At 44.5% G+C, this 14457-nt stretch carries 10 protein-coding genes; all 10 read right to left on the reverse strand.

The features are described 5' to 3' along the window. Window positions 1-199: 199 nt before the first annotated feature. The 10 genes from bgaA to O3644_RS05500 all read right to left on the reverse strand — a co-directional run bounded on the left by bgaA (window position 200) and on the right by O3644_RS05500 (window position 14433). On the reverse strand, window positions 200-7021 hold the full coding sequence (bgaA, locus tag O3644_RS05455) for an LPXTG-anchored adhesin/beta-galactosidase BgaA (protein WP_371595249.1): 6822 nt from the start codon (window positions 7019-7021) through the stop codon (window positions 200-202). 250 nt (window positions 7022-7271) lie between these two features. Continuing rightward, complete coding sequence (locus O3644_RS05460; protein ID WP_048766516.1) at window positions 7272-7619, reverse strand: class Ib ribonucleoside-diphosphate reductase assembly flavoprotein NrdI; 348 nt, start codon at window positions 7617-7619, stop codon at window positions 7272-7274. A gap of 9 nt (window positions 7620-7628) precedes the next feature. Next, window positions 7629-7976: a hypothetical protein gene (locus tag O3644_RS05465; protein ID WP_048766513.1), complete on the reverse strand. Its 348-nt coding sequence runs from the start codon at window positions 7974-7976 to the stop codon at window positions 7629-7631. 178 nt (window positions 7977-8154) lie between these two features. Continuing rightward, window positions 8155-8721 carry a TetR/AcrR family transcriptional regulator gene (locus O3644_RS05470; protein WP_125387424.1) on the reverse strand — a complete coding sequence of 189 codons (567 nt, stop codon included), beginning with the start codon at window positions 8719-8721 and terminating at the stop codon, window positions 8155-8157. A gap of 183 nt (window positions 8722-8904) precedes the next feature. Continuing rightward, window positions 8905-9306, reverse strand: a complete 402-nt coding sequence (locus O3644_RS05475; protein ID WP_371595250.1) for a DUF3021 domain-containing protein — start codon at window positions 9304-9306, stop codon at window positions 8905-8907. 10 nt (window positions 9307-9316) lie between these two features. Beyond that, complete coding sequence (locus O3644_RS05480) at window positions 9317-9772, reverse strand: LytTR family DNA-binding domain-containing protein (protein WP_371595251.1); 456 nt, start codon at window positions 9770-9772, stop codon at window positions 9317-9319. Window positions 9773-9792: 20 nt separating this feature from the next. Next, the gene (locus tag O3644_RS05485) at window positions 9793-10656 is read right to left on the reverse strand and encodes an ABC transporter permease (RefSeq protein WP_148887085.1); all 864 of its coding nucleotides are present in this window, start codon (window positions 10654-10656) and stop codon (window positions 9793-9795) included. Next, window positions 10657-11523 (reverse strand): ATP-binding cassette domain-containing protein, encoded by an 867-nt coding sequence (locus O3644_RS05490; protein ID WP_371595252.1) that lies wholly within the window; start codon window positions 11521-11523, stop codon window positions 10657-10659. A 149-nt stretch (window positions 11524-11672) separates the two neighbouring features. Further along, window positions 11673-13673: an FtsX-like permease family protein gene (locus tag O3644_RS05495; protein ID WP_371595253.1), complete on the reverse strand. Its 2001-nt coding sequence runs from the start codon at window positions 13671-13673 to the stop codon at window positions 11673-11675. After that, complete coding sequence (locus O3644_RS05500) at window positions 13654-14433, reverse strand: ABC transporter ATP-binding protein (protein WP_125382176.1); 780 nt, start codon at window positions 14431-14433, stop codon at window positions 13654-13656. The genes O3644_RS05495 and O3644_RS05500 overlap by 20 nt, the downstream gene beginning before the upstream one ends. Between the last annotated feature and the right edge of the window lie 24 nt (window positions 14434-14457).

A 14457-nucleotide genomic window follows, 5' to 3' on the forward strand; every position in this document is an offset into this window, starting at 1 on the left:
TCGTCCCGCTACCATCGAATAACCTTTCATTTTGGTGTTTAAACTTACATTTTTGTCATCTTAAATAGAAAATTTGACGATTGATAGTTCAGTTGCTCTATTTTCTACAATTCCCTAGAAAAACAGCAAAAAAGACCAAGGCATCTACCTTGGTCTTTCATGCGACAGCTTTAGTTGTCAAGATTAATCTTCTAGAGACTTAATCTTCTTTTTTCTTTAGTTTTGCTACAAGACTAGCTACTAAGCCTAACAATCCCATTCCTGCCAGTGCTGCTAGCTGTGCAGAACGATTTCCTGTGTTTGGCAAACGATCACTGTCTGTTTGACTTGCTTTTCTAGCTTCCGATTTTGTTTCTTCAATCTTTTGTTTTGCTTCTTCAGCCTTTGGTTCTTCTTCGGATTTTTCCGATGCTTGAGCAGGTCTTTCTGCAGCTGACTGAGTCGGACTTTGACCTTTCTCAACTTCTACAATCCGAGTTTCGCCCTTACCAGTCTCTTCTGATTTTTGAGGAGTCACATGATGATGTTCAGGTGATTTCTGTGGAGTCTCTTCCTTCGTTCCGACGAGTACGATTCTATCTGTCGGAGCTTGGAGAACTTCTCGTAGCTTCTCTTCTCGCTTACCATCTGGATAAACTTCTGTGAGAACTCGTTCCTGACCATTTTGGCCTTCTTGAACTACACGACTTTCTCCTAGTTTGAGCGTCGGATCCTCTTTTTCAACTGTTTGGAAGTTGAGCTCTTGTTCGAGGACTTCTAGACTTGGAAGCTCCTCTTGGACAGCGGCTGCAGTTTTCCCAGTCACTGGTTTTTCCTTGGTCAATTGGATGCGGTATTCCTTAACCTGCTTACCATTTTCTGAAACAAGGCGCACCAAGACTGGCAAATAATCATCTCCACTATCCACAACTGTTGAAGCTACTTGGTCGCTTTCTGCTACTGTGATCTTCGGACGTTGACCGATATAAGTCACTTGGTAATTCTGACGCTCATGAGAGAAGTCTGGCAGTTCTTTTCCATCTACCAAAATCTTAGAATTTGTACTTTCCTTAGCCAATTCGCTTGGTGCCAAGAAGGTCATCTCCGTCAGAGCAACTCCATTCTTGTTATCTTTTCTTTCCATTCGCCATCTCATTGCTTTCGACTTGACAGCGTTAAAGCTTGCTGTAAGTTCAGTACCTGCCTGGATTTCTTGGTTGATGTTATATGGAACAGCTTCCCAGTTGTCAGGGTTGTTAAACGGATGATTTGGCTCGTAGGCTTGATAGTTTGAGTAATAGACAGGAGCATCAAAATCTGGTCCAACATAGCGCTCTAAAACAAGCTTAGATGGTGCATCTGTTCCGCTATCGGCAAAGAAGCGCAGTTTGGCTTGAACGACCGTCCGCTTGACAATCTTACCTTGGTCCTTGAAGATAACACCTGCTGAGACTTCTGGATTCGCTGACGGAGTAGCAGACCAGTTGGTCCAACGACGACTGTCATCATGATCCCCATCATTGATATAGTCCACACGGTCATGAGAACCTGGGTCAATATCATTGGTTGCTGAAGCAAAAGCTTGATTGCCATTTTCATCATAATATGGATTGTCTGACACGGACGCGCCCTGCTTATCGGTCACTCGGACAGAGAGCTCGACAGGTAGGCCACTACCTAGCAGGCGCCCTCGAACAATGAATTCACCAGCTTTTGCCAGATTTTCAGCTGGAACTGGCTCCCACTCAACAGTCAGGTCTTTGACTTCATAGTCTGATTTACCAGTGAAGTAAACGGGAACTTTGTTTGGCAAGTCTAGACTTTGACCTAGGTGAAGCAAGCGAGACTGTTTCACTGCTGCTACTGGTTTGCGAGCCAGCAAGTCTTTATCATTTGTAAAGTGGAGACGGTATTCCCCGAGGATATCCCCATTTTCTGCCTTCACGACAACACGAACAGGATCTCCCTCATGGACACTTGGCACGACTGTTGCCAGACCATTATTGCTGACACTAGCAGTTACTGCTGGTACTCTTCCGTCATTAGCTGGGAGATAATAGTCAGTCAAGCTTGGGTTAAAGTTTGGCAAGTCTTGACCAGCCACTTGGATACGAGTTTCTGCCTCTTTCGCTGCAACCACTTGTTTCGAGAAGATTTGGACTTCTGTGATCGAGGTTCCCCACTTGTCATCCGCTCTTACCATACGAATCCGAAGGGCATAAGTATCGACTTTATCAAAGTTAAAGTGATTCATTTCCCCAGCTTTGAGTTGATCTGGTGCTTTGAGGTTGGTCACTGGTTTCCAGTTGGCAGCATCGTTGAAGACATGCTCCTCGCTTTCGACAAAGCTAGGATTTTTAGGCGCGGTCGGCACGGCCTTGCCAGCATAATACTCGATCACGTAGGATTTCGGAGCCCCAACGCCGTGATCTTCGTGGAAGGCTACGTTTAGATTGTCTACTGCCCGCTTGGTCATAATACCAGAATCTCCGAAGAGAACGCCAACTGAAGCCTCATCTTGTCGGTTCCAGTTTGTCCAACGATTGGCTGGTTGGTCATTGTAAGAAATCACCTTATCATTAACATAAGATACTGGGTCACTTGGATTAGAGTCCGAAGCAAAGGCCAGCGGCAATTCTGAACCTGTCCATTGGTCCGAAATATTGGCTCCATTTTCGGTCTTATCAGAGACACGGACATGGAGTTTGGTTGGCAACTGAGTGCCTTCTACCTGACCAGTGACCGTGAAGACGCCTTCTTTTTGATATTGACTTGGCGAAATAGCGTCCCAAGCAACTTTTGCTGAAGAAACTTGCCCATTTGAATGGTAAGTCCGGACACTCTCTGGCAGGTGTGGTGCTTCCGCAAGTGGAGTTGTCACGCTGACTTCCTCTACTGCGACAATGCCTTCCACAGACACCTTAGCACGCGCTTCCTGCTCAATACCTTCAACTTTTCCGACCACTTCAAAAGTGTGGTAGCGATTAAGTTTTTCTTTTTCGACAGCCTGCCAAGTAACCTTATGAACTTTAGGGAAACCTTTGTCGTACTCAACCGTCACGGTTGTTGGCAGTTTTGGTTCTTGATGCAAGTCTGTTACCACATGAACTGGGCGGACTGCTTGAACCACTTTCTTCTCCGTATTGGCTTGAATCGCTAACTCCACTTGCCCTTCAGCACCGTCATACTCTGCTTTCAAAGTCACATTTCCTGGCTTGTGTAGTTCCAAGCTTCCTTTACGAACGGCAACTTCTCCTTCACCTTTCGTAGAGAAGGCCACCTTATCTGCCTGTAAAACTGCCTGAGTGCCATCTTGATAGTGAGCCAAAACAGTTAATTGGGCAGTCTGGTCTTCTTTGAGACCGTCAGCTTGCTCAACTTGGAGACTCAAATGGTCAATTTTCGGTGCTTCTTCAAGGAATTGCACCGCATAAGTTTGCAGGGCTCCGCCATCTTTTGGCTGGACATAAATGTTCGCACGCATACCGTTTGAAGCACTAGCTTGAACCACTGTCACATCCGCATTTTCAGCTGTAGCCGCCACTGAAGGGAGCTGCGCTCCATAGGCAAGGCTCTGATAATGGACTGGTTTTTGACTAGTCAGGTCCGATACTGCCTCACCATCCACAGTCACTAGTGGCGTCACAGGCCCAGCGGCTTGTCCGTCTTCCACGAGCAAGGTAGCAGAAATGGTATCGCCTGCTAAATGACCGGTCATTAGAATACGTGAACCTGCTACAGACAGTTTAGCTTGATCTTCTGGCGCAATTTCCCATTTATCTACATCATAATGTTCGACACTGCCGTCAGTTAGAGCAAGAGGGATCGACTTGTCTACACTGCTCAAGTCCGTTCCTGGAGCTACTCGTTTGATGACTGGCAATTCTCCTTCAACGGCTAAAACTTCCACACGTGCTTCTACTTGGCGACCGTCTGCCTCTCCTTTAACGGTTACAATGCCTGAGTGGCTAACGTCTGCTTGTGACCAAGTTACAGGGCGTTCTGCACGACTACCGTCACTGTAAACAAAAGGAACTGTCGCTGGCAAGCTTGGAGCTTGTCCCAAAACTGTACGAACTTTTGGCACTTCTGTACCCAAAACAGTCTTTTCTTTCTGCTCGTCTTTGCCAGTAAAGACCGTCACTTGGTCTGATTTTAATAAACCAGAATGGGCAGTCAGCGTGAATTTACCGGCTTGGTCTGTTGATTTGACAATGGCAACTCCCTTACCGTTAAAGGCTTTGCGGATCCAAGAGCCGTCTGCTTGTTCCTTGTAACGTTCACGACTAGCTTGCTCACCATTGTCTACACCGACAAGTTGGCCTTGTCCATGCAACTGGAAGCGAACGAGGTTATTAGCAGTTGGCACGACATTGTCGTCACGGTCGACGATTTCATAGTAGATATAGGTCAAGTCTTTTCCATCTGCTGCGATAGCGTGCTCTTCCTTAACCAAGCGCACTCCTGCTGGCTGACCTGCTGTGACAATCTTGTCGCGGGCAATTTCTCTACCTTGGTCGTCACGAGCTACAGCTTCCAGAGTTCCCGGCTGATAAGCCACTTTCCACTCAAGGTAGAGCTCTTGAGGATTTGCTCCTTCTTGATAGCTACGACCATCGCTGGTTTCTTTTTTATTAAATTTCTTGACTCCCAAAGATTGGTTGTTCAAGTACAATTCAACGCTAGCAGCATTGGAGTATGCACGAACTGGTATTTTATTTTCAGCATCTGCAACATTGTCTGCCAAGTCTTGATCTTCCCAGTTCCAGTGAGGAAGCAGGTGAACCATCGGTTTCTTCTTAGCTGAAACCCACTGACTTTGGTAAAGGTAATAGTCATTTTTCGGAATACCCGCCGTGTCCACTATTCCAAAATAAGAGCTTTTCACAGGTGTGTTGTTTTGGTTGTGCCAAGGAGTTGGCTCACCGATATAGTCTGTACCTGTCCAGATAAATTGTCCTGCATAGCCCGCATTATCTCGGTCAAAGGTCCAAGAAGCGGTTGCCGTTTTACCCCAACCAACACGGTCATTTCCATAGTCAGACTGCTCATAGTTGCGCCAAGACTGATTGCTTCCGACCCATTCTTGCTCTGGATGGAAATAGCTGCCACGCGTACGGGTAGCCGAAGACGTTTCAGAACCATAAATCAACCAGTTTGGATGTTTGGCACGTAAGGCTTTGTAATTATCTTCTGAGTAGTTAAAGCCAACTGCATCCAGTTCATCTGCGATCTTTTCATGACCACCACTGCCATCACCAAAGCGGAATTTGTCAGCCCCCATCGTGACATAGCGGGTCTTATCAACTGACTTAATGACCTTAACCAAACGCTTAACCGTCGCTAACGAATGAGCATCTCCGTTAGCTTCACCGATTTCATTTCCAATTGACCACATAACGATGGCAGGATTATTTTTTCCTCTTTCAACCATGGTCCGCAAGTCATAGTCAGACCATTTTTCACCCTTTTTAGCTTCTGGGTGAGTCGCATCTTTTTCAAAGAAACGGCCGTAGTCATAAGGCTTCTTACCTCCATACCAAGTATCAAAAGCCTCTTCTTGGACCATCAGACCCAGCTCTGCCGCAATCTGCAAAGTCTGTTCACTAGCAGGATTGTGGGTCGTACGAATGGAGTTGACCCCCATCTCCTTCATTTGCTTGAGGCGACGATACTCAGCCTTATAGTTTTCCTCTGCTCCTAGAGACCCGTGGTCATGGTGCAAGGATACTCCGTGGAACTTGACCTTCTGGCCATTGAGGGAGAAACCTTCGTTTGGAGTCCAATTGTAATAACGATAGCCAAACAAGTCTTTCTTCGCATCAACTAGCTGACCATCACGATAGACCCGTGTTACCAGCTCATACAAGGCAGGCTTGTCATTAAACACAGTCCACAATTCCGGTTTTTCTACTTCTAAGCTTGCCTGAATGGCACGGCTTTCGTGGGCTTTTATCTTTTGGCTAGCAGTACGGATGAGGTCTGTGACTGCCTCACCACCACGTCTGACAATCTGATATTCTGCTGTGATTTCATGGTCTTTATCGTCTGTATTGACAATCTTACTCGTCACATGAGTAGCGACCTTACCGTTTTGTTGTTTCTCAAGTTCTGGCGTTAAGATAGTTGTACCATTTTTCTCAACATGAACCTTATCTGTCACTTGCAAACTCACATCACGGTAGATCCCGCTTCCTGAATACCAACGGCTGCTCGGTTGCTTGTTGACAACGTGCACAGCGATGACATTTTCCCGACCATCTTTGTGGAGGTATTGAGTAATATCGTATGAAAATTGGTTATAACCATTAGGATAATGCCCGACCAGCTGGCCATTGACAAAGACCTGCGAATCCATATAGACACCATCAAATGTGAGACGAACATTTTTATCAAGATCTTTTTCGTCTAATTTCAGAGGCTTACGATACCAAGCATCTCCACCATTGAGCTGGCCACCTTCATTCTGTGCAGGCGACTCATGGTCAAAATCAAAGTGGATACTCCAGTCATGAGGCAGATCCAATTTTTTCCATGATGTGACATCCGTCTCAGCTTGGACAGCTTCCTTAGCATTAGCATTTAATTTAAAGTGCCAATTCTGATTAAAATTCACTTTTCTGTCTTCGATCATTTGGCTCACTTCTTCCTTGGTCGCAGATTTTATCTCAGGCTGAGCAGCTTTTTCTTGAGTAGCTTCTTGAGCATTCTCTTTTGCTCCATTTTGAGATGCTGTTGAAACTTCCTCCACCGCTTTAGAAAGCTGAGGACTTTCTTCTTTTTTTTCTTCCTGAGAATGCACAACAGGCTCAGCTGCCTGATTTGTCACTGGTTCAGCAGTGACTTCTTCCTCAACGGGCTTTTCCTCCATAGGCTTTTCTGCAACAACCAACGCAGTTGTTTCCTCGGCATAAACTGGACTTGCTCCCGCAACACTCGCTCCAAATAAGAGGAAGCAAGTCCCAATAACTATCGAGCAAACGCCAATAGAAAACTTTCTTATGCTATAAACTCTCTTTCGATTCCAATGATCCTTTCCCATAGGATCCTCCTTCTTTTTCTTTTAGTAACCGCTTCCATTCTTAAGAAAACGTTTTACTTTTTATAATCGTTTCCCTCCTATTTTATAAAACAAGATAGCTTATCTCAATAAACTAAGAAGCTTTTTTATATTTTTGAGCGTTTTTCCTAAAATTAGGAGAAAAACAAACTTTATCGAACATTCCTATAAAAAGGATGAGTGATTATCACCCATCCTTTCCTTATAGATTTATCATATAAATAATCTGTTCTTAGAGTTTAGCCAAGTATTCCTGCACAAGTTTGATGTCCTCTTCCTTGCCACCTCGGTCAATATCGCAGATATGCGCCAGCCTATATTTTTCGATAATCAAAGGTGTCGCCCCGCAGAAGGTCCGTCCATGCTTCACCGAATCTCCATTATTGACAAAACCTTTAATCAGGCTTGAATGTTTCTTAATAAAGCGCTTAGTGGACCAGGGAATTTTCCCAGCCCCAGCATTTCGCGTAATGAGAATGCAAGGTTCTTCCAACTTTTCCTTGATGCTTTGTGTCGGATAGCCCAGCGATTCTGCAAATTGCTTCCCAACTCCCGTTACTGAATCATAAACTACAATCATTTTTTCCTCCTACTTTCTCAAAAGAAGCACTGCTAGAAAAGCAGCAAAGCCTACAACCACTACATCCGATATCAGTTGTAAGAGAATTGCCAAATCAGGCATACTGTGAATATAGAGCAAGATACTGATCGCCGTCAAGGCCAAGACCACCAGCTTGACAGCTACTGCTACACCTGGCATCACGAGCAATCCAAGCAAGATACAAATAAGACCACCAATCAAAAAAGATTGAAAGCCCAAACTCAGACCAAGTCCAAATTCCACCCCACCATAACCAAGGGTCAACAGACCAATCACAACTAGGCAAAGAGCCAAAATAGTCCTTCCACTCAACAGCATTCCACCTTGTTTCATCATTATTTCCTCACTTTCTAACTTGAATGAATAGATTATAATATTCATTCAAACCTTCTCAAAAAAAATATTTTCCTCTAATTTGCTTTCTCCATCGCTCTATATCACACAAATCCACCTCCTTATCTGAATGAATATTCTTATAAATTCATTCACATCATCTTCCAAGAAAAGGAAATTTTTATTTAGCAAAAATTCCCTTTAAAAAATATTTCACCAAGGTCTCGATACTCTCAAAATAACCTGGAAAATCCTGCTCTGTCACATGCATGTCAATGTAGTAGATCAAATCGTAAGCCTTCATGATTTGGGCGACTTCCTCCTGTGAAAAGCCCTTCTCCTGCAAGCGCTGGCTGAAAGTCTGAATCAGAAACTGGTGAAAGGCATTGGCCGCGCGGCCAGCATCCTGATTATAGTAGTCGTGCAAGATCTGAGAAATGCCCGGCTTGCTCCACTCAGCCAAAATTTTATTAGGCGAAATCAACTCAAAAGTGACTGCAAAGAGCTGTTCAACGACTGCCTCAGGTTCACCTTGCCAATCCACGCGCTGCATGGTTTCCTCACGTATGCGGTTATTCTCCGCCACATAGACCTCTAAAAAAATAGCTTCCTTGGACTCATAATACTTATAAAAGGAGCCAACAGCCATGCCGGCACGCTTGGTAATATCTGAAATATTCGTCTTTTTATAGCCTTTCTCAGCAAACACCTGCCTAGCCTCAGCCAATAATTCAGCTTTTTTGTCCATGACTCTCTCCCGCTCTGAATGAATTTTATTTTATATTCATTCACATTATAACACTTTAAAAATCTTTGTCAAGAAAGGCGGAAATCATACTTTGAAAGGAAGACGGAAGTTTGAGAGAATAGCGCCTTTGTTAAATAAAAAAACAAGCAAGGTCTCGTTAAACTTGCTTGCGTCTTGGATACATTAGTGTTTTCTACGATTTTTCAAGGCCTCGTTGATTTTCTTGGTTTTGATCATCGAATCGATAGAAACAAGAAACCAAACCAAGAGGTAAATCAAAATAAAGTTTAGCCAGAAGAACCAGCCGAAAAGCATACTTCCCCAGTCATTGCAGATCATGGCCAAACAAACGATAGTTGCAGTCACTACAAAGTGGCAGAAAAGTAGGAAAGGAAATGGAAAGCGATCTGTCGCATCAAAAATATAGCTTGCTACTCCGATTAAGGCGCTGACAAGGAGGACACTGAGAATAGAGCTAGGAGTCAACGAAAATATTTTTCCTGAGAACAGGCCTACCAGCAGAAAGACCAAACTACCTGTTCTCAGACCATCCTGCATACCGATAAGAATTTTTTTAAAGGTCATAATTTTTCTCCTAAATTCCCAAATAGTCCATAAGCAATTTGACATAGCGGCGACTGACATCAGTTTTGAGCTGATTGGTCAGCTTGGCAGTCATATTGCCCGAAAAGCTATCCGACAAGGATTCCAGATGATCGATATTAATGACTGCATGCCGCGACACCTGAATGAAATTGCGACTATTGAGACGATTTTGAAAACGAGTCAACGTTTCTGTCGTTGTGTAAATGCCCTCGGTACTGTAAATCATCAGGGTTGTCTGATTAATATCGGCCAGGATAATATCCTCTGTCTTGAGCATGACCAGCTTATCATCCGACTTAACAGGCAGGACACCACTTGGACCAGCCTTGAAGTTTTCCAGATAGTCTAGGACGGTCTTTGCCTCACCAGCCAGCTGATCCGCTCTCACGACCACCAGCGGGTCTTGGGAGGAAATCTGAGCATCTTCTTCAAATCTTGTCTGCAAACCTAAGCCTCCTACTTTCTTTACTTGAAGCTCATCCGTCGATTCAGCAGCCAATTTTGACCTAGCCAGAACAGGGCTGCTGCCGTGAGCACTACCCCAACTATATAGTATGTTTCTTGGCTTGTCAAGAGTTTTTGCCATTCAATACGGATACCTAGGAGCTTCTCAAATTCTTGCTGGAGCTGATCCTGGTCCGCAAAAACTTCAGTCAGAGAATCCTTCATCAGGACTTGTCTGAAAAGGGAAGCCATGTAGGTTGAGGGAGTCAGTTTCATGAGATTTTGAGCCAGGCTGGGCAGAGTCCCAATCGGAATATAAGTTCCTACTAGAAAACCAGAGGCCGCACCGATTACCGTTGCGTATTGCCCCAAGGAATTCACCGATTTGAAATAAGGAACAACTAGCGCATTGAGGAGACTAGCCAGCAAGCTATTGAGTAACATAAGGCAGAGCAGCTGGGGAAGCAGCGACCAGTCAAAGGAAATCTTATCCGCTAGAATAAAGTAGGTCAGCATGACAGCAAACATGAAAACTTGCATGACAAAGCCAATCACAAAGGCACTGATTAAGTAGCTAAACCGCAAGCCCCATTGCCCCAAATCTGTGATAAAGAGGTCAGCGGTCACCTTTCTTTCCCGGTCTTCAGTTTGTTGTGAAAAAGCTGATAGGGTGGTTGTCAAGGCGGTGACTGCCAGCGTTCCGCTAATCAACCAGAAGTCGAGCAACTCCGTCGCATGGCTACTGTCTGACCAAGATCCTTTCATGTTGTTCTTTAGAAAAACCAGATATAAAACAAAGGGAATAATGGCTCCAAAGAGAGATAGAATCACCCCACTATGATTGCGAAAATAGAGTAAAAAATTTCGTTTGATCAACATTAACATTTAACGTACCTCTCTTCCTGTCAGAGCCATAAAGGCATCATCCATCGTCCCTGCTTGAAATTCAAATTGTTCAATATAAGGGCCAAGCTGGCTCAGTAAAGTCAAGGCTTCCTTCGTCGTCTCAGGATAAAAGAAAAACTCATTTTCCTTGCCTTGCTCCCATTCACAGCTAGTCGGCAAAGTAGCCTTCAAGTCCTCTGAATCTGAGGTCAAAAGCCGCAAAACATTGCGGGCATAGCGCTCCTTGATCTGGTCAGCAGAGCCTTGCGCAATGACTTGACCATGGTCTACGATATAAATCTTATCTGCATCGTCGGCTTCATTGAGATAGTGGGTGGTCAGGACTACGGTCATGTTTTCCGTCTGCTGCAAGTCTTTGAGCAGCTTCCAGATGCTTTCTCTGGTCTGGATATCCAAGCCTGTCGTTGGCTCATCCAGAAAAAGTAGGTCAGGGCTATTGAGCAGGGCTCGCGCAATGTCCACCCGTCGCTTTTGTCCGCCAGAAAGTGTACCATAGCGCTGTTTGGCAAAGTTAGTCAGACCCAGTTGCTCGATCAACTGCTCAAGCTTGCCTGCTTCCACCTGCTTGTACTGCTTGGCACGGATTTGCAGATTTTCAACTACTGTCAAATTGGCATCCAGTACACTGTTTTGGAAAACCACACCCAGCTTGGCTTGTTCTGCATAAATGATTTGTCCTGATGTTGGCTGTAAAAGTCCAATCAACATCTGAATCGTTGTCGACTTGCCAGCTCCATTAGGACCCAGAATTGCTGTAAAACTACCTGCCTCAATTTCTAAATTCAAGCCGTTAACCGCTACCTTATCGCCATAAACTTTGGTTAGATTTTTCGTTTCTACTAACATGATATTTTCTCCTGTCCTTAACTTCTGAAACTATGATAGCAAGTCTTTTTTGAAAAATCTCAGCTTTTTGGATAAGCGGTAAAATGAGGGAGATGAGAGGTAAAAATCCAGACACCAAAAAATCCCCGACCAGAGGTCAGGGAAACTTATTAGCGGGCGACAATCTTGCGGTAACTGCGGGAAGTTAGTAAGAATACTAAAATATAGGTCAGGAGGAAGACGCCGCAAGTTGCAAGTGTTGTCTGAATTAAGAGAGGAATATTGGTCACACCTAGTAGAGCAACAATCAAGCGCAGCATATGAAAGACTGCTGCTATATGTAGAAAAGCAAAGATGAGAGGTAGGAAGAAAACAGTCAAAATCTGCTTGCGAATGGTACTTCTAGTCTGCTTTTCATCTAAACCAACTTTTTGCAAGATGATAAAGCCATCGCGGTCTTCATATCCTTCAGAGATTTGCTTGTAGTAAATCACAAGAACAGCTCCTAGAAGGAAGATAACGGAGAGGAAGACACCGATGAAGAGCAAAGTTCCAGTAAGTTCCTGATAGCTCTTTTCTGCGCTATGACGGTCACTAGCCATTGCGTAGCTACCATCTTGGGCCTGTTCCTGATCCAAAGTGTCCCTCAGTCCCAGCTGAACTTGCTCGACAAATTTCTTACTGCCCTTAGTCTCTGAAGCAACTCCAATGTAGTAATAGTGTGCAACATTAAGCCCTACTTCTTTACTATCATTGACCACCATATAGAGGCCCTGTTCCATGGCCACGTCGTTTGGATTAGGGATTTCCCCATGCGTGAAATTCGACGGTAAAATCTGCTTAATCTTCCAGTCTTTACCATTTACTCGGAGTGGCTTGTCCTTATTTAAGGAAACATTTTTTCCATAGACAAGAGTTTCATCATCTGCCAAATCTATCTTTTTCCCTGTCATTTTTTCATAATCCTGACGATTGATGACCGTAATCGTACCAGCAGACTTGGTCAAGATACTTGGATCCGAATCCAGCTCGCTTTGCATTGGAACCGTCACATCATTACCAGCTAATTTCATGATGAAGGCTGATTGATAGAGATAGGTAGTATAGCTTGGCTTCTTCAGACCTGTGTCCTGAGCGACTTGCTGAACCTTGTCCAACAGAGTCTCTTTCTGATCGGTTGATTTCGGCAAGACGACGCTAACATTGTAATCCTTTGGATGCAAGGTAGTAATATAATCCTGACCTCCAACATAGATATTGATTGTACCAACCAAAGTCACAAGGAGCATGGTAGATAGAATGGAGATGGTTGCCAATCCTGCCGCATTTTTACGCATCCGCGAGATGAGATTGGAAACAGAAATGAAATTCTGCGTTTTATAGTAGTAGCCTTTGCGCTTTTTGAGAAATTGCAATAGTGTAATCGAACCGGCATTAAAAAGCAGATAGGTTGCTAGGATAACCATGATCACAGCTACAAAGAAATTGCCGATAGCAGCGACAGGTTTGGTAACGGTCAAAGCCATGTAATAAGCCACTCCCATGAGCAAGAGCCCCAGCAAGGTTTGCACCCAAAGGAAGCGTCCCTTCTTCTCGCCTGCTTTCTTTTCTTTCATTAAATTAAGAGAGCTATAGCGCAGAAGTCGCGTAGAGTTGAGCAACAAAATCACCGCAAAAGCGACACCTAGACTAGCTAGAGTCATCCAGACATTCTGCCATTGGAAGGTCGAGGCAAGAACTGCCGGCATTCCCATCAATTTCAAAAGGACTGCATAGAGCATCTTATCTAAAGCTAGGCCAGACAAGATACCCAGACCGACTGTAGCCAGATAAAAGACACAGAGTTCAAAGAAGGTCATGAGCAGCAAGTGACGCTTCTCCATCCCTAGCACACTATAGACACCAAGCTCACGCGAACGGTTCTTCATGACAAAGCTATTGGCATAGGTGATAAGGATAAGGACGGCAATCTGAATGACTTGGATACCAAACTGCAAAGTCATGCGAGCTGCTGTACCACCATAAGAAGTTTCCATATTTGGACTGTGAGCCAGTGAGACAAAACTATACAAAATCGCTGTTGCCAGTACCGTTGCCAAGGCAAATGGATAATACAAACTGCGATTTTTGATCAGATTTGATAAAGCCAGTTTACTCGTTAGTTTGAACATAATTGCCCACCTCACTTGCCATGACTGTCAGAGTATCGGAAATCTCTTGGAACATCTGCCGCTCGGTCTTGTTGCCGCGGAAGATTTGATTGTAGAGAATCCCGTCTTTTATAAAGAGCACCCGCTTGGCCCGACTAGCCGCCGAAGTCGAGTGAGTTACCATGAGAATGGTTTGGCCGCGGTCATTGATGTCGTCAAAGACATCCAAGAGAGCAGCCGAAGACTTAGAGTCCAAGGCTCCTGTCGGCTCATCCGCTAGCAAAATCTCAGGCTCAGTAATGATAGCGCGGGCAACTGCCACCCGTTGCTTCTGACCACCAGAAATTTCATAAGGAAACTTTTCTTGGAGTTTGTTAATCCCCAGCTCGTTGCAGGTTGCGACCAGCTTTTGCATCATCTCGGTAATGGGACGACGAGAGAGGACTAGCGGCAGCAGGATATTATCCTTGACCGATAAGGTATCCAAAAGGTTGAAATCTTGAAAGACAAAGCCTAATTTCTCCCGGCGGAAGCTGGAAGCCTGGCTGTTTTTGATGGTTGCCGTGTCAGTTCCATTCAGAAAGACGCGGCCCTCAGTTGGCTTGTCCAACATAGCTAGGATGTTGAGCAAGGTGGATTTACCAGATCCTGACTCACCCATTATGGCGACATATTCGCCTTTTTCTACCGTAAAGTGAATGTCTTTCAACGCCTCTACTTGGCTGCCCTGAAAGCGAGTCTTATAAATTTTTTTCACGTGTTGTACGTCTAATAAGGTCATCATGATCTCCTTTTCTATAATTCC

This window comes from Streptococcus sp. 27098_8_113 (assembly GCF_041432545.1).
Lineage (GTDB): Bacteria > Bacillota > Bacilli > Lactobacillales > Streptococcaceae > Streptococcus.

Bases quoted from the DNA above. Each gene is read 5' to 3' on its own strand.
- O3644_RS05490 (WP_371595252.1), bottom strand. From the start codon at position 11,523: ATGTTAGTAGAAACGAAAAATCTAACCAAAGTTTATGGCGATAAGGTA.
- O3644_RS05475 (WP_371595250.1), bottom strand. From the start codon at position 9,306: ATGACCTTTAAAAAAATTCTTATCGGTATGCAGGATGGTCTGAGAACA.
- O3644_RS05460 (WP_048766516.1), bottom strand. From the start codon at position 7,619: ATGATTGTAGTTTATGATTCAGTAACGGGAGTTGGGAAGCAATTTGCA.
- O3644_RS05470 (WP_125387424.1), bottom strand. From the start codon at position 8,721: ATGGACAAAAAAGCTGAATTATTGGCTGAGGCTAGGCAGGTGTTTGCT.
- O3644_RS05465 (WP_048766513.1), bottom strand. From the start codon at position 7,976: ATGATGAAACAAGGTGGAATGCTGTTGAGTGGAAGGACTATTTTGGCT.
- O3644_RS05495 (WP_371595253.1), bottom strand. From the start codon at position 13,673: ATGTTCAAACTAACGAGTAAACTGGCTTTATCAAATCTGATCAAAAAT.
- O3644_RS05485 (WP_148887085.1), bottom strand. From the start codon at position 10,656: ATGTTAATGTTGATCAAACGAAATTTTTTACTCTATTTTCGCAATCAT.
- O3644_RS05500 (WP_125382176.1), bottom strand. From the start codon at position 14,433: ATGACCTTATTAGACGTACAACACGTGAAAAAAATTTATAAGACTCGC.
- bgaA (WP_371595249.1), bottom strand. From the start codon at position 7,021: ATGGGAAAGGATCATTGGAATCGAAAGAGAGTTTATAGCATAAGAAAG.